The following is a 19,880-nucleotide window of genomic DNA, read 5'->3' on the forward strand; positions in this document are numbered from 1 at the left end:
CACAAAAGTATCAGGCAATGTTCAGATATTTGTGCGTCTGCATCGACAGCCGCCAGTTGCGGGCGATACAGGTTTCAATGCACAGACGGGTCGCATCGTCTTTCTGGCTGATAGGCTGTAGCGCGATCACGCGCTGCTTTTCGTCCGTCAGCGTCGCCAGCAGTTCATCCAGCGCTTCGATGTCACGCACGCGCCCCACCGGATGTTTGATCTCATCAGCACGCTCAAGCGCCTGCGACAGTACGTCATACCCGCCGCGCATATTCACTTTTGGTGAAACCGTGACCCACGTTGAATGGGAGCAGCGCACTTCATGGGTGCCGCTGGTTTCGATCTGACAGCTATAGCCGTTCTTCTCGAGCAGTTCGGTGAGCGGCATCAGATCGTGAATGCAGGGTTCCCCGCCGGTGATCACCACATGCCGCGCCGTCCAGCCCTGACGACCAATAATGGCAAGCAGATCTTCCGCGCTGCCCGCGCCCCATTTATCGCTCTCTTTGGTTTTCGCCAGAATGCTGAACAGCGACACTTCCCGATCTGCGAGCTTATCCCACGTATGTTTGGTATCACACCAGGCGCAGCCAACCGGGCATCCCTGTAAACGAATAAAGATAGCGGGAACGCCGGTAAAGTAACCCTCGCCTTGCAGGGTCTGGAACATCTCGTTAATCGGGTACTGCATAGTCAACTCTGTTAAGGGGATAAACGATAAGTATCGCAGATCCCCGTCAGATGATCATGCTCCATCGGTGCTTTGCGCGCCAATTGCCGCCATAAACCGTTCCGTAATTTGCTGTGGTCGGGTGATCGCCCCGCCGACGACAACCGTGTGCCCCCCCAGCGCCAGACACCTGGCCGCGCGTTCAGGCGTATCCACGTTACCTTCAGCAATCACGGGGATCGTGACGGCAGACAGCACCTCTTTCAAAAACGCGCAGTCATTTTCCGGTAGCGAATGGCCCGCAGTCTCCGCCGTATAACCGTAAAGGGTGGTTCCGACGCAATCAAACCCCAGCGCCTGCGCGGCCACGGCCTCCTGCACGGTGGCAATATCCGCCATCAGCAGCAGCGAAGGGTAACGGGTGCGGATCTGCGCGATCAGCATGTCCAGCGATCCGCCACCGGGCCGTTTCCGGGCGGTCGCATCCAGCGCAACGATCTCCGGGCCGACCGCCATCAACTCATCCACTTCTTTGAGCGTTGCGGTGATGAACACCTCGCTGTCCGGATAGTCTCGTTTGATGATGCCGATTACCGGCAGTGAGACCAGCCCTTTGATAGCCTCAATATCCACCACGCTATTGGCGCGGATCGCAGCGGCACCGCCCTGGGCCGCCGCCAGCGCCATTCGCGACATAATAAACGGGCTGTGCAGCGGTTCGTTTTCCAGCGCCTGGCAGGAGACGACCAGTTTTCCTTTCAGGTTATCCAGTACAGTTTTCATTACGATAAGATCTCTTCTACTTCGTTTTTGATAATGGTGACGTGCGGTCCATAGATGACCTGGACACCGTTGCCGCGGACGATTACGCCGCGGGCGCCGGTCGCTTTCAGTGCAGATTCATTGACTTTGCTACCGTCTTTCACCGTGACGCGAAGGCGCGTGGCGCAGCAGTCAACGTCATCCAGATTGTCTTTTCCTCCCAGCCCGGCGATCACCGCCGCGGCGCGCTCGCTTTGCGGCAGGGTAGCCTCGTCAGCCAACGCCTCCTTTTCACGGCCCGGCGTGGCAAAATCAAAACGTTTGATCAGATAACGGAAGGTACAGTAGTAAAGGAAGAACCACGGTACGCCCACCAGCGGGACGAACATCCAGTTAGTTTTCGCTTCACCCTGCAAAATGCCGAACAGCACGAAATCAATAAACCCGCCGGAGAATGTTTGTCCGATGGTGATGTGCAGCATGTGCGCGAGCATGAACGCCAGCCCGTCGAACAGCGCATGAATGACGTACAGCACCGGGGCAATAAATAGGAATGAGAACTCTATGGGCTCGGTAATTCCCGTCAGGAATGAGGTTAATGCCGCAGAGAGCAGCAGCCCGGCAACCCGCTTTTTGTTCTCCGGCCTGGCCGTGTGGTACATCGCAAGGCAGGCGCCGAGCAGACCAAACATCATGGTAATAAAGCGCCCGGACATGAAGCGCGACGTGCCCTCATAGAAATGCTGCGTGTTCGGGTCGGCGAGCTGGGCGAAGAAGATCCGCTGCGTGCCCTCAACCAGGTGACCGTTAACAATTTCACTGCCGCCAAGCGCGGTGGTCCAGAACGGAAGATAGAAAATGTGGTGCAGACCAAACGGGCCAAGCATGCGCAGGATGAAGCCGTACAGCAACGTCCCCAGATAGCCGGTGGCATCCACCAGCCCGCCGAGGCCAAAGATCAGCTTCTGGAAATGCGGCCAGACCACGGTCATCAGCGCGCCGACGAGTATCGCTGCCAGTGAGCTGATAATGGGAACGAAGCGTGAGCCGCCAAAAAAGCCCAGGAATTGCGGAAGCGCGATTTTATTAAATCGATGATGCAGTGCGCAGGTCACCAGCCCAATAACTACCCCACCAAATACGCCCGTTTCAAGCGTCTGAATACCCAGCGTCATGCCCTGCCCTACGGCGCCCGGGTTGTCATGCGCCAGTTTTCCGGTCAGGATCAGCAGCGCATTGATAGTGGCATTCATCACCAGATAAGCGAGCAACGCCGCCAGCCCTGCCGTGCCTTTATCATTTTTCGCCAGCCCAACGGCGACCCCAACAGCAAACAGTACCGACAGGTTTGCAAACACAATCGAGCCTGCGCTGCTCATGATGGTAAAGATGGCCTGTAGCCAGCCAACGTCTAAAAATGGATACGCGGTAAGCGTATTCGGATTCGATAGCGCCCCGCCAATCCCCAGCAACAGACCTGCTGCGGGCAGTATGGCGATGGGTAACATAAAGGATTTGCCAAAGCGCTGCGCTTTTTCAAACCATCCGCCGGAAGACGCTCCGCTGAACATTTGCATCATTTTTTTATCCCCCTGGTTATTGATGAAAATTTTTACCACATATATTTTTAATTGTGAAAATTACCACCAAAAACCAGGACGCCGATCATACTTTTTCGAAATGACTGGCATCTCTCCCCCGCTTTCCGCCACACTAGTTGGCAGAGAAACGCATTAAGGATCTAGCATGTCGGACCATGAAAACCTGCTGCTGAAGCTACGCCAGGAGGCTTCCGGGTACAGCCCAACGCAACAAAAACTGGGGGAGTTTGTCCTCAACGATCCTGCCAGGGTGCTCTACCTGACGATCACCGAGCTGGCGCGTGAAAGCGGCACCAGCGAGGCCAGCGTCACACGCCTTTGCCGCACGCTGGGCTGTAAGGGATATAACGAATTTAAAATGGCGCTTGCGCTGGATATTCAGCAGGGTTTGCCGGAGCGTCAGGCAGGAGATGCGATAGATAACGTGGTGGATGAGTCTGTCCAGGCGCTGCAAGATACCGCAAAACTCCTCGACCGGGCCCAGCTTGAACAGGCGACACTGGCCCTGCATCAGGCGCAGTCAGTGCAAATTTACGGGGTGGCGGCCAGCGCAATTCTGGGGGAGTATTTGCATTACAAGCTGCTGCGACTCGGCAAACCTGCACAGCTGTTTAGCGATATGCATCGCGCCGCCATGAATGCGACGACGCTCTCGAAAGAGACGCTGGTGGTAGCCATATCAAGTTCCGGCTCTACACGGGATCTGCTTCACGTGGTGAAACTCGCCCGCAAGCGCGGCGTTAAGGTACTGGCGCTCAGCAATACGCCCCGCAGCCCGCTGGCCTCCCTGAGCGATTTACAGCTGGTTGCAGCCAAGCCCGAGGGACCGCTGAGCGCGGGTGCGCTCAATGCCAAGGTTGGCGTGATGCTGCTGGTTGAACTGCTAACCACTTCCCTTATTGCAGTAGACAGCCATTACGGTGACGTTAGCCAGCAAACGGCAAGCGCCACGTTGCCGCTTCTGCTATAGAAAACAAAAAACCCGCCGAAGCGGGTTTTTTCATAAGAACGAAGATTCAGGCTTATGCCTGGCCTTTGATCTCTTTACGACCGTTGTAAGGTGCTTTTTCGCCCAGCGCTTCTTCGATACGAATCAGCTGGTTGTATTTAGCAACACGGTCAGAACGGCTCATAGAACCGGTTTTGATCTGGCCAGCAGCGGTACCCACAGCCAGGTCAGCGATGGTAGCGTCTTCAGTTTCGCCAGAACGGTGAGAGATAACCGCGGTGTAGCCAGCGTCTTTCGCCATTTTGATCGCAGCCAGCGTTTCGGTCAGAGAACCGATCTGGTTGAATTTGATCAGGATGGAGTTAACGATGCCTTTCTCGATGCCTTCTTTCAGGATCTTGGTGTTGGTTACGAACAGATCGTCACCAACCAGCTGGATTTTGTCGCCCAGTACTTTGGTCTGGTATGCGAAACCATCCCAGTCAGACTCGTCCAGACCGTCTTCGATAGACACGATTGGGTACTGTTTGGTCAGGTCTTCCAGGAAGTGGGTGAACTCTTCGGAGGTGAACGCTTTGTTGCCTTCGCCAGCCAGAACGTATTTACCGTCTTTGTAGAATTCAGATGCTGCGCAGTCCATCGCCAGGGTGATGTCTTTGCCCAGCTCGTAGCCTGCTGCTTTAACCGCTTCAGCGATAACAGCCAGTGCTTCTGCGTTAGAACCCAGGTTTGGCGCGTAGCCGCCTTCGTCACCAACAGCCGTGTTCATGCCTTTAGCTTTCAGAACTTTAGCCAGGTTGTGGAACACTTCAGAACCCATACGTACCGCTTCTTTCAGGGTTTTCGCGCCAACTGGCTGAATCATGAATTCCTGAATATCAACGTTGTTGTCTGCGTGCTCACCACCGTTGATGATGTTCATCATTGGTACAGGCATGGAGTATTTGCCTGGGGTGCCGTTCAGTTCAGCGATGTGCTCGAACAGTGGCATGCCTTTAGCTGCCGCTGCCGCTTTGGCGTTCGCCAGGGAAACGGCCAGGATTGCGTTCGCACCGAAGTTAGATTTGTTTTCAGTACCGTCCAGATCGATCATGATCTTGTCGATGCCAGCCTGATCTTTAGCATCTTTGCCAACGATAGCCTGAGCAATAGGACCGTTAACAGCGCCAACCGCTTTCAGTACGCCTTTGCCCATGAAACGGGATTTGTCGCCATCACGCAGTTCCAGCGCTTCGCGGGAACCTGTAGAAGCACCTGATGGAGCCGCTGCCATACCGACGAAACCACCTTCCAGATGAACTTCAGCTTCAACGGTCGGGTTACCACGGGAGTCGATGATTTCACGACCGATGACTTTAACGATTTTGGACATTAGATTTTCCTCAGTACAAGTTAAACTAAAACTCCAGACAAACAACGCGTACCAAAGGTACGCGTTGCCGTTCTAACTTTTTTTACTTCGCCTGACGCTTCTGGTACTCGCTGGCGGCTTTCACGAAGCCTGCAAACAGCGGATGCCCGTCACGCGGCGTTGAAGTAAATTCCGGGTGGAATTGGCAGGCCACGAACCACGGATGGTTAGGCACTTCGATGATCTCGACTAACTGATCATCCCCGGAACGGCCCGCAACACGCAGACCCGCAGCTTCAATTTGTTTCAACAACATGTTGTTGACTTCATAGCGGTGACGATGGCGTTCGGTGATGACCGGCTCGCCGTACAGCTTGCGTACCACGCTATCGTCGGACAGCTGGCAGGCCTGTGCGCCAAGACGCATGGTGCCACCCAGATCGCTCTTCTCGGTACGGACTTCGACGTTACCGTCTTCGTCGCGCCATTCCGTAATCAGCGCCACAACAGGGTACTTACAGTCTGGCACAAATTCCGTAGAGTTCGCGTTTTCCATTCCCGCTACGTTGCGCGCAAATTCAATCAGCGCAACCTGCATACCCAGGCAGATACCGAGGTATGGAATATTGTTTTCACGCGCATAGCGTGCAGTGGCGATCTTGCCTTCAACACCACGGTAGCCGAAGCCGCCAGGGATGAGGATAGCATCCAGATCTTTAAGAATTTCAACGCCGCGCGTCTCTACATCCTGTGAATCAATCAGCTTGATGTTCACAGAGACGCGATTCTTCAGACCACCGTGTTTCAGCGCTTCGATAACTGACTTGTAGGCATCCGGCAGTTCGATGTACTTGCCGACCATACCGATAGTCACTTCGCCGCCCGGATTGGCTTCTTCGTAAATCACCTGCTCCCATTCAGACAGGTTAGCTTCCGGACAGTTCAAGCTGAATCGTTTACAAATATAATCGTCCAGACCCTGTGATTTCAACAGGCCCGGGATTTTATAAATGGAATCGACATCTTTCATTGAAATAACGGCTTTTTCAGGCACGTTACAGAACAATGCAATTTTCGCGCGTTCGTTCGCCGGAATCGCGCGATCGGAACGGCAAACCAGGATGTCAGGCTGAATACCGATGGAGAGCAACTCTTTAACAGAGTGCTGAGTCGGTTTGGTTTTCACTTCACCTGCTGCTGCCATGTAAGGCACCAGCGTCAGGTGCATGAACAGCGCGTGCTCACGACCAATATCTACCGCCAGCTGACGAATCGCTTCGAGGAACGGCAGGGATTCGATATCCCCTACGGTACCGCCGATTTCAACCAGCACAACGTCATGCCCTTCGCCACCGGCAAGGACACGTTCTTTGATGGCGTTAGTGATGTGTGGGATGACCTGCACGGTCGCGCCCAGGTAGTCACCACGGCGCTCTTTACGCAGAACGTCAGAGTAGATACGGCCAGTCGTAAAGTTGTTACGACGGGTCATTTTGGTACGGATGAAACGCTCGTAGTGGCCAAGATCCAGATCGGTTTCAGCGCCGTCTTCAGTAACGAACACTTCCCCGTGTTGGGTTGGGCTCATGGTGCCAGGATCGACGTTGATGTACGGATCCAGTTTCATCATGGTCACATTGAGGCCACGGGCTTCAAGAATGGCTGCGAGGGAGGCTGCGGCAATGCCTTTACCCAGAGAGGATACGACCCCGCCGGTCACAAAAATATAGTTCGTTGTCATGCTGAACCTGAGAAGTTAGGGTGAAACGATGGAATAACCAGGACGGGAAAGTAGTATACCCGAACACGACGAGCGCCACAAACTTTCATTCTCCGTCTCCACTCCAGGCCATGACAAACATAAGGAGTGAGAAAATAGCCCCTTTTGGGTAAATGTTTTTGACGCAAATCAAGCGCTTGTCATTTAAAAAATCACACAAATTGCGCTTGATCGCAAAATCTCGTTAGAGATCATGTTCCTGGCGTTTTACTTCCTGCCAGACTTCTTCCATCGCGTCGAGGTCAATCCCGCTCATTTCCAGGCCGCGCGAGGCCACAATCCGCTCAACTTCGCGAAAGCGTCGTTCGAATTTAATGTTCGCTTTTTGCAGGGCGGTTTCCGCTTTTACACCGAGGTGGCGCGAAAGGTTGACGGTCGCAAACAGCAGATCGCCCATCTCCTCTTCCAGCTTTGCTTCATCCACAACGGCCTGCTGCGCTTCATGCATCACTTCGTCGATCTCTTCGTGCACTTTTTCCAGCACCGGGCCGAGAGAGTTCCAGTCAAACCCTACCGCCGAGCAGCGCTTTTGAATTTTGTGCGCGCGCATCAGCGCGGGAAGGTTCAGGGGAATGTCGTCCAGCGCCGAGTGCTGGGATTTTTCAGCGCGTTCGGCGCTTTTTATCTGCTCCCAGCGCGCCAGCACTTCCGCACTGTTGCCTGCGGAGGCATCGCCAAAAATATGCGGATGACGACGCTCCAGCTTGTCGCTGATAGCGGCGCAGATATCGTCAAAGTTAAAGCGCCCCTCTTCCTGCGCCATCTGCGCGTAGAACACAACCTGGAACAGCAGGTCGCCCAGCTCACCGCGCAGGTCGTCGAAATCTTCGCGCGAAATCGCGTCCAGCACTTCGTAGGTCTCTTCCAGCGTGTAAGGCGCAATGGTGGCGAAAGTCTGCTCTTTATCCCACGGGCAGCCGTTTTCCGGATCGCGCAGACGTTTCATGATGCCAAGCAGGCGGTCGATTTGAGTCATAACAGATTCCATTAAATGCCTGAGCCGGGTGGCGGCGTTGCCTTACCCGGCCTACAGAAGAGGATGTTTAGCCGCCGTGCAGACGACGCGCGTCAATCACATCCGGCACCTGGTTCAGTTTGCCGAGTACGCGGCCCAGCACCTGAAGGTTATAGATTTCGATAGTCATATCGATGGTGGCAAGCTGCTCGCGGGTATCGCTGCGGCTGGCAACGCCCAGCACGTTGACCTTTTCGTTGGCGAGAATGGTGGTGATGTCGCGCAGCAGGCCGCTGCGGTCGTTGGCAGTGACGCGCACCACCAGCGAGTAACCCGCCGAGTAGCTCTCCCCCCAGACGGCTTCCACGATACGTTCCGGCGCATGCGATTGCAGCTCTGCAAGCTGATCGCAGTCGGAGCGGTGAATCGAGATCCCGCGCCCCTGGGTGATAAAGCCGACAATATCGTCTCCCGGGATCGGCTGGCAGCAGCGGGCAATATGGTGCATGAGGTTACCCACCCCTTCAACCACCACGCGGCCATTGTCCTTGCTGCGCTGCTGCGGAGCGTAGGTTTTCTGCTGGAGCTGTTTCAGCGCCGCCGCATCCTGCTCCGCTGCGCTTGGCTTGTTGAACTTCGCTTGCAGGAAGTTCACCATCTGGTTCAGGCGGATATCGCCGCCACCAATCGCCGCTAACAGTTCGTCGAGCTCGTTGAAGTTGTAGCGTGGCAGCAGGAACTTCTCCGCCTCTTTCAGGCTTATCCCGATATGTTCCAGCTCGTCGTCCAGGATCTGACGACCGGCAAGGATGTTCTTGTCACGATCCTGCTTGCGGAACCAGGCGTGGATTTTAGAGCGCCCACGGCTGGTGGTAACGTAACCGAGGTTCGGATTCAGCCAGTCGCGGCTTGGGTTTGGCTGCTTCTGGGTGATGATTTCAATCTGATCGCCCATCTGGAGCTGGTAGGTAAACGGTACGATACGTCCGCCGATCTTCGCCCCGATGCAACGGTGCCCCACATCGCTGTGGATGTGGTAGGCGAAATCGAGCGGCGTGGAGCCTGCCGGCAAATCAACAACATCCCCTTTCGGGGTAAAGACGTAGACGCGATCGTCGAAGACCTGACTGCGCACTTCGTCGAGCATTTCGCCGGAGTCGGCCATCTCTTCCTGCCACGCAATCAGCTTACGCAGCCAGGCGATACGGTCCTCGTGACCGGAGCGACCGCCGCCGGAGGTACCCTCTTTGTATTTCCAGTGCGCCGCCACGCCCAGCTCGGCGTCTTCGTGCATCTGTTTGGTACGGATCTGAATTTCCACCGTTTTGCCGCCAGGGCCGAGCACCACGGTATGAATAGACTGATAGCCGTTTGGTTTGGGGTTGGCGACGTAGTCATCAAACTCATCCGGCAGATGGCGGAAGTGAGTATGCACTATCCCCAGCGCGGCATAGCAGTCCTGGAGACGCTCCGCCACGATACGTACGGCGCGCACGTCAAACAGCTCGTCAAAGGCGAGATGTTTCTTCTGCATTTTGCGCCAGATGCTGTAGATGTGCTTTGGACGCCCGTAGACCTCGGCGCGCACATTCTCCTCTTTCATCGACTGGCGCAGCCCGCTGACAAATTCCTCGATATAGTGCTCGCGGTCAATGCGGCGTTCGTGCAGCAATTTTGCAATGCGTTTGTATTCCGCCGGATGCAGATAGCGGAAGCAGTAATCTTCCAGCTCCCACTTCAGTTGCCCGATACCGAGACGGTTCGCCAGCGGCGCATAGATATTCGTACACTCTTTAGCGGCCAGGACGCGCTCGTCTTCCGGCGCATCCTTCACTTCACGCAGATGGGCAACCCGTTCGGCCAGCTTGATAACCACACAGCGGAAATCATCTACCATCGCCAGCAGCATGCGACGGACGTTATCCACCTGCTCGGAAGAGACAGAGTCCGTTTGCGCGGCTTTAAGCTGACGAATGGCTGCCATGTCACGCACGCCGTGGATAAGCGCCACGACGGACTGGCCGACGCTTTCACGCAGGACGTCTTCCGTCACCACGTCGGCGTCCGCCAGGGGGAACAGCAGTGCGGCCTGTAGCGTTTCGATGTCCATGTTCAGCATGGAGAGAATTTCAACCATCTCCACGCCGCGCCACAACAGCAGTTCAGCGTCCGGATGCCCCTGCGTTGTGCGTAAACAATAGGCCCAGGTTTCGGTTAAGCGTTCACACGACTGCTGGCTGGAAATCCCCAGACTTGCGATCCATTTTTGAGGGTCAAACTCACCAGCTTTATTTAAATGTGCACTTCTTACCGCAACCATCGTCCTCTCCTTTAGGGACAAGGGCCTGTCGAAGTCGACAAGCCAAACTCATTAGATGTGCTCGAACAACACCATCGATTCCAGATGACCAGTGTGCGGGAACATGTCCAGCATTGCCAGACGCCGAATCTGGTAACCCCCGCTCAATAATGCTTCGCTGTCACGGGCAAGCGTCGCCGGGTTACAGGAAACATAGACCACGCGTTCAGGCGCGAGTTTAATTATATGCTGCATCACGCCCGGCGCACCTGCGCGCGCCGGATCGAGCAGGATCTTATCAAAGCCCTGCTTAGCCCACGGTTGCCGAGTGACATCATCCTCAAGATTTTGATGAAAGAATGTCACATTTTGCAAACCGTTCTGTTGGGCGTTCTCCTGGCCTTTCGCCACCAGCGCCTCAACGCCTTCCACCCCGACCACGCTGGCTGCTCTGCGCGCCAGCGGCAGGGTAAAGTTCCCCATGCCGCAGAACAGATCGAGCACCCGATCGGTGGGTTGTACGTCCAGCCACGCCAGCGCGTTCGCTACCATCTGCTGGTTCACGCCGTCGTTAACCTGGATAAAATCCCGCGGGCTGAACGTTAAGCGTAGCCCGTCTGACGCATACCAGGGCGCTTCTCCGCTGACCTGCTCAAGTATCTCGCTTTGCGGCGCGAGGAAAAGCGCAAGCTCATGAGAATGCGAAAAGCGTTCCAGTTTTTCGCGATCCGCCTTTGACAGCGGCGCGGTGTGGCGCAGCACCATCAGCGGGCCACTGTTGGCCAGCACCAGTTCGACATGGCCCAGCGAACGCACGCCATCCAGCGATGCAAGACAGTGGTGCACGTCCGGGAGCAACGCCCCAAGATGGGGCGCCAAAACAGGGCACTGCGTGACAGAGACGATATCGCTGGAGCCAGCTTTGCGAAAACCCATCTCCAGCCGCTCGGTTTTGGGCTGGTAGCTGAGGCTCAGGCGAGCGCGGCGACGGTAGCCCCAGGGCCGATCGGCAATGATGTCATTCACGTCGTGTCCGACCAAGCGGGCCAGCGCGCTGCTTTTACTTTTTTGCTGTAATTCTGTGCTGGCATGCTGTTGCTGGCAGCCGCCGCAGACGCCAAAATGGGGGCAGCGAGGCGTCACGCGCTCCGGGCTATCATTAAGACGGCGCTTGACCTGACCGCGCGCATACTGACGTTTGTCTTCCGTCAGCGTAATATCTGCGCGTTCTCCTGGCAGCAAACCTGTGATAAACAGTGTCTTACCCTTGTGACGCGCCACCCCCTGTCCAAAAGGATCGAGGTCCGTGGCTTCAACAGTTATGATCTGACGCGTCGTCACGCGTCGTTTTGCAGAGTAGAATTGCGCCATCGCCGAGATTGTTCTCAAATAAACATAATTAGCCTGATTGTCCCATAACGGAACTCCATGACCAACTACAGCCTGCGCGCGCGCATGATGATTTTGATCCTCGCTCCTACCGTTCTCATCGGTTTGCTGCTGAGCATTTTCTTTGTGGTGCATCGCTATAACGATTTGCAGAGACAGCTTGAAGATGCCGGGGCCAGCATTATCGAACCGCTGGCCGTCTCCAGCGAGTACGGTATGAACCTGCAAAACCGTGAATCCATTGGTCAGTTAATCAGCGTGCTGCACCGCCGTCATTCAGAGATTGTGCGCGCCATTTCCGTTTACGATGAGCATAACCGTCTGTTCGTCACCTCGAATTTCCATCTGGATCCCACGTCGCTGAAAATCCCGGATGGTACCCCCTTCCCGCGTCACCTTACGGTGTTGCGGCGCGGCGATATCATGATCCTGCGCACGCCGATTATCTCCGAAAGCTATTCACCCGATGAATCCGCCCAGTCCGATGCGAAGTCCAGCAATAATATGCTGGGATATGTGGCGCTGGAGCTGGATCTTAAGTCGGTACGGCTCCAGCAGTACAAAGAAATATTCATCTCCGGCGTGATGATGCTGTTCTGCATCGGCATCGCGCTGATCTTCGGCTGGCGACTGATGCGCGACGTCACGGGGCCTATCCGCAACATGGTGAATACCGTTGACCGGATCCGCCGGGGTCAGCTCGACAGCCGCGTGGAAGGCTTTATGCTCGGCGAGCTGGATATGCTGAAAAATGGCATCAACTCAATGGCGATGTCGCTGGCGGCTTATCACGAAGAGATGCAGCACAACGTTGACCAGGCCACCTCTGACCTGCGCGAAACGCTGGAGCAGATGGAGATCCAGAACGTGGAGCTGGATCTGGCGAAAAAACGTGCGCAGGAGGCGGCACGAATTAAGTCTGAGTTCCTGGCGAACATGTCGCACGAGCTGCGCACGCCGCTGAACGGGGTGATTGGCTTCACCCGTCTGACGCTCAAAAGCGAGCTGAACCCGACCCAGCGTGACCATCTGCATACCATTGAACGCTCAGCCAACAACCTGCTGACCATTATTAACGACGTACTGGACTTCTCGAAGCTGGAAGCGGGCAAGCTGATTCTGGAGAGTATTCCCTTCCCGCTGCGCAGCACGCTGGATGACGTGGTCACGCTTCTTGCCCACTCATCGCATGATAAGGGTCTGGAACTGACGCTCAATATTAAAAATGATGTGCCGGATAACGTCATTGGCGACCCGCTGCGCCTGCAACAGGTCATTACCAATCTGGTGGGCAACGCGATTAAGTTCACCGAGAGCGGCAACATCGACATTCTGGTCGAAAAAAGGGCGCTCAGTAATAACAAAGTCCAGATTGAAGTGCAGATCCGGGATACCGGCATCGGTATTCCCGAGCGCGATCAGACGCGTCTGTTCCAGGCTTTCCGCCAGGCCGATGCGAGCATTTCCCGTCGTCACGGCGGAACGGGCCTGGGGCTGGTGATCACCCAAAAGCTGGTGAAAGAGATGGGAGGCGATATCTCCTTCCACAGCCAGCCTAACCGGGGCTCAACCTTCTGGTTCCATATCAACCTTGATCTTAACCCGAACGTGCAGACCGACGGCCCGGTCACCGGGTGCCTGAAGGGGATGCGTCTGGCCTATGTGGAACCGAACGCCGCGGCAGCGCAGTGTACGCTGGATGTATTAAGCAGCACGCCGCTGGAGGTCATCTACAGCCCGACCTTCTCCGCGCTGGCGAACGATCATTACGATATCCTGTTGTTGGGGATTCCGGTGACGTTTACCGGAGAACTGACCATGCAGCAGGAACGCCTGGCGAAGGCGGCCTCAATGACGGACTACCTGCTGCTGGCGCTGCCGTGCCACGCCCAAATCAACGCCGAAGAGCTGAAAAACGACGGAGCGGCGGCGTGTCTGCTGAAACCCCTCACCGCCACACGACTGTTACCTGCGTTGACCGAATATTGCCGTCTGACGCATCAGTCCCTGCCGCTGGAAAACGACGAACATAAGCTGCCGATGACGGTGATGGCCGTGGACGATAACCCGGCGAACCTGAAGCTGATTGGCGTGCTGCTTGAGGATCAGGTTCAGCATGTTGAGCTGTGTACCAGCGGCGCCGAAGCCGTGGAACAAGCCAAACAGATGCAGTTCGACCTGATCCTGATGGATATTCAGATGCCGGGCATGGATGGCATCCGCGCCTGCGAGTTGATTCGCCAGCTTCCGCACCAGCAGCAGACGCCGGTGATTGCCGTGACGGCGCACGCGATGGCGGGGCAAAAGGAGAAACTGCTGGGTGCGGGCATGAACGATTATCTGGCGAAACCGATCGACGAAGAGAAGCTGCACAGCCTGCTGCTGCGCTACAAGCCGGGGCACATTGGCGGGACATACACCATTACAGCTGAATCGCCGGAGATCAGCGTTAACCAGAATGCCACGTTTGACTGGCAACTGGCGCTGCGCCAGGCGGCAGGCAAACCCGATCTGGCCCGCGATATGCTGCAAATGCTGGTGGACTTCCTGCCTGAGATCCGTAACAAGGTTGAAGAACAGCTGGTGGGTGAAAACCCCGAAGGACTGCTGGAAGCCATTCATAAACTGCATGGCAGCTGCGGCTACAGCGGCGTACCGCGGTTGAAAAATCTCTGCCAGTTGCTTGAACAGCAGCTCCGCGCGGGTACGCCAGAATCCGATCTCGAACCGGAGTTCCTGGAGCTGCTGGACGAGATGGACAACGTGACGCGGGAAGCAATGAAGGTGTTGGGGAGCTAAGACCAAAGCCCGGTGGCGCTTCGCTTACCGGGCTTACAGGAGCACGAACGTTAACGCGACATCCCCTGCCCCATCTTTATCACCGCCGCAATATTCCTTGCGGCCATCTGTACATTCTGTTGCGCATTTTCCAGCGCATCCTCCAGCGAGCAGATGGTGTAAATCACGCTGAATACGGCATCCAGTCCATGCTCATGCACCACGCCAACATCCGCCGTCAGGCTGCCGGCAATGCCGATAACTGGCTTGTTATAGCGTTTCGCGACTCTCGCCACGCCAACGGGCACTTTGCCGTGGATCGTCTGGCTGTCGATACGCCCTTCGCCCGTGATCACCAGATCGGCGTCCGCGACCTGTTCATCAAGATGCAGGGCATCGGTGACAATCTCAATCCCCTGACGGAGCTGTGCGCCGCAAAATGCATACAGCGCCGCCCCCATTCCGCCAGCCGCACCGCCGCCCGCCAGGTTTAAGACGTCAATATCCAGATCCCGGGCGATAATTTTTGCGTAATGCGCCAGCGCGTTGTCCAGCGTCCTGACCATCTCCGGCGTCGCCCCTTTCTGCGGACCAAATACCTCAGAAGCGCCTGTCTCGCCGATCAGAGGGTTGGTTACATCGCAGGCCACTTCAATTCGACAGTCTGCCAGCCGCTTATCCAGCCCGCTAAGATCGATATGTGCAAGGCTTGCCAGTTCGCCGCCGCCCGGCCCTACGGGCTGCGCTTTCGCATCCAGCAGTTTTACGCCCAGCGCCTGCACCATGCCTGCGCCACCGTCATTGGTCGCGCTGCCTCCAATGCCAATAATGATATGCTTAACGCCCGCATCCAGCGCATGACGGATCAGTTCCCCGGTTCCCCAGGAGGTGGTGATTAACGGGTTACGCTTTGCGGGAGCAACAAGCTCCAGACCGCTCGCTGCCGCCATCTCGATAAAGGCGCTTTTCCCGTCTCCGGATAACCCGAAAAACCCTTCCACGCGTTCACCCAAAGGCCCGGTAACGGGAACATGGACAAGACGCCCATGCGTGGCTGCCACCATCGCTTCCACCGTCCCTTCGCCACCATCGGCAACCGGTAATTTGACATAGTCCGCTGACGGGAAAATGTCGCGAAAACCGACCTCTATCGCTGTCGCCACCTCCAGCGCGCTCAAGCTTTCCTTATACGAGTCCGGAGCGATAACAATTTTCATAAGCCATCCTTACGCATGTTAGTTACGTTAAGCATACACCACGTAAGGGACCACTCATGGGAGCGGTCCCAATGCGCTTATCGTACCATGCACGGACGTTTATTGTCGAATGTCCACTCAGGGATCAGATATTGCATCGCCAGCGCGTCATCACGCGCGCCCAGGCCGTGTTTCTGGTACAGCTCATGCGCTTTCATGACCTGATCCATATCCAGTTCTACGCCCAGACCCGGCGTAGCAGGAACCTGTACCATACCGCCTTTGATTTCAAACGGCTGTTTGGTCAGGCGCTGGTTGCCCTCCTGCCAGATCCAGTGGGTGTCGATGGCGGTAATGTTGCCCGGCGCGGCAGCCGCCACGTGGGTGAACATCGCCAGCGAGATGTCGAAGTGGTTGTTGGAGTGCGAGCCCCAGGTCAGGCCGAACTCATGGCACATCTGCGCCACGCGAACCGAGCCCTGCATCGTCCAGAAGTGCGGGTCTGCCAGCGGAATGTCCACCGATTGCAGCGAGAGCGTGTGCCCCATCTGACGCCAGTCGGTCGCGATCATGTTGGTGGCGGTTGGCAGCCCGGTGGCGCGACGGAACTCCGCCATCACTTCACGTCCGGAGAACCCCTGCTCTGCACCGCACGGATCTTCCGCATAGGCCAGCACGCCTTTAAGCTGCTTACCGATTTTTATCGCCTCATCAAGCGACCAGGCACCGTTCGGATCCAGCGTGACGCGCGCCTGCGGGAAGCGCTTCGCCAGCGCGGCGATCGCCTCTGCTTCTTCTTCACCCGCCAGTACACCGCCTTTCAGCTTGAAGTCATTAAAGCCATATTTTTCATACGCGGCTTCCGCCAGGCGCACTACCGCGTCCGGGGTCATCGCTTCATCGTGACGCACACGATACCAGTCGCATTTTTCGTCCGGCTGGCTCTGGTACGGCAGCGGGGTGAGTTTGCGGTTGCCGATAAAGAACAGGTAGCCGAGCATTTCCACTTCGCTGCGCTGTTGGCCGTCGCCCAGCAGGGAGGCGACATTGACGCCAAGATGCTGGCCCAGCAGATCCAGCATCGCGGCTTCAATGCCCGTGACCACATGGATAGTGGTGCGCAGATCAAACGTTTGCAGACCACGGCCACCCGCATCACGATCGGCAAAGGTCGTACGCACGCGAGTCAGCACATTTTTGTACTCGCCCAGCGTTTTACCCACCACCAGCGGAATGGCGTCCTCCAGCGTTTTACGGATCTTCTCCCCGCCCGGGATTTCACCGACACCGGTATGCCCTGAGTTGTCCTTGATCACCACAATATTACGGGTGAAGAACGGCGCATGGGCGCCGCTCAGGTTCATCAGCATGCTGTCATGTCCCGCGACAGGAATGATCTGCATGGAGGTGACTACAGGGGTAGAAAATGTGCTCATCGTTCGATCCTTTTATCAGTGACGTCCAAATACAGGGCGCTTACGGTCAAATGTCCAGCCGGGAATAAGGTACTGCATCGGGCCTGCGTCGTTGCGCGCGCCGCCCGGCAGTTTTTTATACGCTTCATGCGCCTTGTGGATCTGATCCCAGTCAAGCTCCACGCCCAGCCCCGGCGCATCCGGTACGGCAATGGTGCCGTTTTTGATTTCAAGTGGATTTTTGGTCAGGCGCGCTTCGCCTTCCTGCCAGATCCAGTGCGTATCGATGGCGGTCGGGTTGCCCGGCGCCGCCGCGCCAACGTGGGTAAACATCGCCAGCGAAATGTCAAAATGGTTATTGGAGTGGCAGCCCCAGGTGAGCCCCCAGTCATCGCACAGCTGCGCCACGCGCACCGCGCCGGAAAGGGTCCAGAAGTGCGGGTCCGCCAGCGGTATGTCCACCGCATTCAGCATCACCGCATGGCCCATTTCACGCCAGTTGGTGGCGATCATGTTGGTCGCAACCGGCAGCCCGGTAGCGCGGCGGAATTCGGCCATCACCTCGCGGCCAGAAAATCCCTGCTCGGCGCCGCACGGATCTTCCGCGTAGGTCAGCACGTCGCCCAGCCCTTTGCACAGCGCGATAGCTTCATCCAGCAGCCAGGCGCCGTTCGGATCGACGGTGATGCGTGCCTCCGGGAAGCGTTTTTTCAACGCGCGCACGCTGTCAATCTCCTGCTCGCCGGGCAGAACGCCGCCTTTCAGCTTGAAGTCTTTGAAGCCGTAGCGATCCTGCGCCGCCTCTGCAAGGCGTACCACCGCCTCGCCAGAGAGCGCCTCCTGATGACGCAGGTGATACCACGCGTGGCTGCCCGGCGAGCGTTCCAGATACGGCAGATCGGTTTTCGTCCGGTCGCCAACGTAGAACAGATAGCCCAGCACCGTTACCGCATTACGCTGTTTGCCTGGCCCCAGCAGTTCGCAGACCGGCACGTTCAGCGCCTTGCCCAGTAAATCGAGGAGAGCCGCCTCCAGCGCCGCCACCGCGTTAACGCGCAGTTCAAACGTCCAGGCGCCTTTGCCGAAGGTATCAAAATCCGCCGACTGGTTACCCTTATGCACCCGCTGAACCACCTTGTTCAGGCGGGCGACCTCCTGCCCAACCACCTGCGGGATGGCGTCGACCAGCGTCTGGTAAATCACCTCTCCGCCAGGCGCTTCCCCGACGCCGGTATTCCCTGCGCTGTCGGTCAGCACCACAATGTTGCGGGTGAACCAGGCGTTATGCGCGCCACCAATGTTGAGCAGCATGCTGTCCTGCCCCGCCACCGGAATGACCTTCATCTCCGTCACGATCGGGCTTGATTGCGTTGTCATCATCCGCGCTCCCCAACAGGTTTCAGTTCGATTCGTTTGATGTCACCCACCAGCACCAGATAACTGAGTACCGCCACCAGCGCATGGACGCCTACATAAATCAGCGCGCCGTTGAAGGAGCCAGTGGTGCCGACGATGTAACCGATAGCGATTGGGGTGACAATGCCGGAAATGTTGCCAAACATGTTGAACAGACCGCCGCTCAGGCCGCTGATCTCTTTCGGCGCGGTATCTGCCATCACCGCCCAGCCCAGTGCGCCAATGCCTTTACCGAAGAAGGCCATCGCCATAAAGCCGATAATCATCCACTCCGCGCTGACGTAGTTACAGAACACCATGGTCATGGAGAGCAGCATGCCGAGCACGATTGGCGTTTTACGCGCAATATTCAGCGAACCGGTACGACGCATCAGCCAGTCGGAGATGACCCCGCCAAGCACCCCACCCACGAAGCCGCAGATGGCCGGCACGGAAGCGACAAACCCCGCCTTCAGAATCGACATCCCGCGCGCCTGCACCAGGTAAACCGGGAACCAGGTGATAAAGAAGTAGGTTAAGGCGTTAATGCAGTACTGGCCGAGATAGATACCGATCATCATTCGTGAGCCGACGAGCTGTTTGATCTGCCCCCATTTCTGGCTGAACGGAACTTTAGCTTTCTGGGTTTTCTGATCCATGTTGATCAGCGCCCCACCTTCAGCAATGTAGTCCAGCTCTTTCTTGTTCACGCCCGGATGCTGGTTTGGTTCGTGGATCACTTTCAGCCAGATGAAGCTGATGACGATCCCCAGCCCGCCCATGAAGAAGAAGACGTGCGACCAGCCCACTTCGTGCGTCAGCCAGCCCATGATTGGCGCGAAAATAACCGTCGCAAAGTATTGCGCCGAGTTAAAGATGGCTACCGCCGTTCCCCTCTCCTGCGCCGGGAACCAGGCGGCCACAATACGGCTGTTGCCAGGGAACGATGGCGCTTCCGCTAAGCCCACCAGGAAGCGGAGGGTAAAGAGCGCAATGATAATGCCGAAGCCGCTGAAGATATCCACGAAGCCCTGTAACAGGGTAAACATCGACCAGATGAAAATGGACCAGAAATAGACCCGTTTTGAGCCAAAGCGGTCCAGCAGCCAGCCGCCAGGGATTTGGCCGATTACGTAGGCCCATGAAAATGCGGAGAAAACATAACCCATACCCACCGGATCAAGTCCGATATCTTTTGCCATCTCAGAGCCGGCAATGGATAACGTGGCACGGTCGCCGTAGTTGAAAGAGGTGACGATAAACAGCATCACCACTATCCAGTAGCGGGCGTTGGTGCGCTTCTCAGCGCTGCTCGCCGCGTGGCTTAATGTACTCATTGTTGCACTCCT

The 19,880-nt window shown here is 56.6% G+C and carries 14 protein-coding genes; 2 read left to right on the top strand and 12 right to left on the bottom strand.

All coding sequences use genetic code 11. The features are described 5' to 3' along the window. Positions 1-10: 10 nt before the first annotated feature. From queE to KTH07_RS15790, 3 genes are read right to left on the bottom strand one after another with little or no spacing between them, the layout of a single operon-like run. Positions 11-682 carry a 7-carboxy-7-deazaguanine synthase QueE gene (gene queE, locus KTH07_RS15780; RefSeq protein ID WP_006811780.1) on the bottom strand — a complete coding sequence of 224 codons (672 nt, stop codon included), beginning with the start codon at positions 680-682 and terminating at the stop codon, positions 11-13. A gap of 54 nt (positions 683-736) precedes the next feature. Next, positions 737-1,444: an N-acetylmannosamine-6-phosphate 2-epimerase gene (locus tag KTH07_RS15785; RefSeq protein WP_023304336.1), complete on the bottom strand. Its 708-nt coding sequence runs from the start codon at positions 1,442-1,444 to the stop codon at positions 737-739. Continuing rightward, positions 1,444-3,003: a maltose/glucose-specific PTS transporter subunit IIC gene (locus KTH07_RS15790; protein ID WP_023304337.1), complete on the bottom strand. Its 1,560-nt coding sequence runs from the start codon at positions 3,001-3,003 to the stop codon at positions 1,444-1,446. Before KTH07_RS15790 ends, KTH07_RS15785 begins: the two co-directional genes overlap by 1 nt. 166 nt (positions 3,004-3,169) lie before the next feature. On the opposite strand from KTH07_RS15790, the gene KTH07_RS15795 reads away from it, so the two are divergent. After that, positions 3,170-3,994: a MurR/RpiR family transcriptional regulator gene (locus KTH07_RS15795; RefSeq protein ID WP_015571725.1), complete on the top strand. Its 825-nt coding sequence runs from the start codon at positions 3,170-3,172 to the stop codon at positions 3,992-3,994. 52 nt (positions 3,995-4,046) lie between these two features. Here the strand turns inward: KTH07_RS15795 and eno are convergent, their stop codons facing one another. The 5 genes from eno to rlmD all read right to left on the bottom strand — a co-directional run bounded on the left by eno (position 4,047) and on the right by rlmD (position 11,729). Next, positions 4,047-5,345, bottom strand: a complete 1,299-nt coding sequence (gene eno / locus KTH07_RS15800) for a phosphopyruvate hydratase (RefSeq protein ID WP_006811784.1) — start codon at positions 5,343-5,345, stop codon at positions 4,047-4,049. Positions 5,346-5,427: 82 nt separating this feature from the next. Continuing rightward, positions 5,428-7,065, bottom strand: coding sequence for a glutamine hydrolyzing CTP synthase (gene pyrG, locus KTH07_RS15805; protein ID WP_003862718.1), 1,638 nt, complete (start codon positions 7,063-7,065; stop codon positions 5,428-5,430). A 223-nt stretch (positions 7,066-7,288) separates the two neighbouring features. Beyond that, complete coding sequence (gene mazG, locus KTH07_RS15810) at positions 7,289-8,080, bottom strand: nucleoside triphosphate pyrophosphohydrolase (RefSeq protein ID WP_017382826.1); 792 nt, start codon at positions 8,078-8,080, stop codon at positions 7,289-7,291. A gap of 67 nt (positions 8,081-8,147) precedes the next feature. Further along, positions 8,148-10,379, bottom strand: coding sequence for a GTP diphosphokinase (relA, locus tag KTH07_RS15815; RefSeq protein ID WP_063162079.1), 2,232 nt, complete (start codon positions 10,377-10,379; stop codon positions 8,148-8,150). A 51-nt stretch (positions 10,380-10,430) separates the two neighbouring features. Continuing rightward, positions 10,431-11,729: a 23S rRNA (uracil(1939)-C(5))-methyltransferase RlmD gene (gene rlmD, locus KTH07_RS15820; protein ID WP_023304338.1), complete on the bottom strand. Its 1,299-nt coding sequence runs from the start codon at positions 11,727-11,729 to the stop codon at positions 10,431-10,433. Positions 11,730-11,786: 57 nt separating this feature from the next. On the opposite strand from rlmD, the gene barA reads away from it, so the two are divergent. After that, positions 11,787-14,546: a two-component sensor histidine kinase BarA gene (barA, locus tag KTH07_RS15825; RefSeq protein WP_003862726.1), complete on the top strand. Its 2,760-nt coding sequence runs from the start codon at positions 11,787-11,789 to the stop codon at positions 14,544-14,546. A gap of 50 nt (positions 14,547-14,596) precedes the next feature. Here the strand turns inward: barA and KTH07_RS15830 are convergent, their stop codons facing one another. The 4 genes from KTH07_RS15830 to gudP form a co-directional block, all read right to left on the bottom strand. Next, positions 14,597-15,742: a glycerate kinase gene (locus tag KTH07_RS15830; protein ID WP_032619133.1), complete on the bottom strand. Its 1,146-nt coding sequence runs from the start codon at positions 15,740-15,742 to the stop codon at positions 14,597-14,599. A 77-nt stretch (positions 15,743-15,819) separates the two neighbouring features. Further along, a complete protein-coding gene (gene gudD / locus KTH07_RS15835; protein ID WP_032619132.1) occupies positions 15,820-17,157 on the bottom strand; it encodes a glucarate dehydratase in 1,338 nt (445 codons plus the stop codon). Between the two features lie 15 nt (positions 17,158-17,172). Beyond that, entirely contained in the window at positions 17,173-18,513 is a 1,341-nt protein-coding gene (locus KTH07_RS15840; protein WP_032620257.1) for an enolase C-terminal domain-like protein, read from the bottom strand. Next, complete coding sequence (gene gudP, locus KTH07_RS15845; RefSeq protein ID WP_003862734.1) at positions 18,513-19,868, bottom strand: galactarate/glucarate/glycerate transporter GudP; 1,356 nt, start codon at positions 19,866-19,868, stop codon at positions 18,513-18,515. The genes KTH07_RS15840 and gudP overlap by 1 nt, the downstream gene beginning before the upstream one ends. Positions 19,869-19,880: the final 12 nt, after the last annotated feature.

The organism is Enterobacter cloacae complex sp. ECL72 (assembly GCF_019056635.1).
Taxonomy (GTDB): Bacteria; Pseudomonadota; Gammaproteobacteria; order Enterobacterales; family Enterobacteriaceae; genus Enterobacter; species Enterobacter hormaechei_C.

Bases quoted from the DNA above. Each gene is read 5' to 3' on its own strand.
- queE (WP_006811780.1), bottom strand. From the start codon at position 682: ATGCAGTACCCGATTAACGAGATGTTCCAGACCCTGCAAGGCGAGGGT.
- KTH07_RS15785 (WP_023304336.1), bottom strand. From the start codon at position 1,444: ATGAAAACTGTACTGGATAACCTGAAAGGAAAACTGGTCGTCTCCTGC.
- KTH07_RS15790 (WP_023304337.1), bottom strand. From the start codon at position 3,003: ATGATGCAAATGTTCAGCGGAGCGTCTTCCGGCGGATGGTTTGAAAAA.
- KTH07_RS15795 (WP_015571725.1), top strand. From the start codon at position 3,170: ATGTCGGACCATGAAAACCTGCTGCTGAAGCTACGCCAGGAGGCTTCC.
- eno (WP_006811784.1), bottom strand. From the start codon at position 5,345: ATGTCCAAAATCGTTAAAGTCATCGGTCGTGAAATCATCGACTCCCGT.
- pyrG (WP_003862718.1), bottom strand. From the start codon at position 7,065: ATGACAACGAACTATATTTTTGTGACCGGCGGGGTCGTATCCTCTCTG.
- mazG (WP_017382826.1), bottom strand. From the start codon at position 8,080: ATGACTCAAATCGACCGCCTGCTTGGCATCATGAAACGTCTGCGCGAT.
- relA (WP_063162079.1), bottom strand. From the start codon at position 10,379: ATGGTTGCGGTAAGAAGTGCACATTTAAATAAAGCTGGTGAGTTTGAC.
- rlmD (WP_023304338.1), bottom strand. From the start codon at position 11,729: ATGGCGCAATTCTACTCTGCAAAACGACGCGTGACGACGCGTCAGATC.
- barA (WP_003862726.1), top strand. From the start codon at position 11,787: ATGACCAACTACAGCCTGCGCGCGCGCATGATGATTTTGATCCTCGCT.
- KTH07_RS15830 (WP_032619133.1), bottom strand. From the start codon at position 15,742: ATGAAAATTGTTATCGCTCCGGACTCGTATAAGGAAAGCTTGAGCGCG.
- gudD (WP_032619132.1), bottom strand. From the start codon at position 17,157: ATGAGCACATTTTCTACCCCTGTAGTCACCTCCATGCAGATCATTCCT.
- KTH07_RS15840 (WP_032620257.1), bottom strand. From the start codon at position 18,513: ATGACAACGCAATCAAGCCCGATCGTGACGGAGATGAAGGTCATTCCG.
- gudP (WP_003862734.1), bottom strand. From the start codon at position 19,868: ATGAGTACATTAAGCCACGCGGCGAGCAGCGCTGAGAAGCGCACCAAC.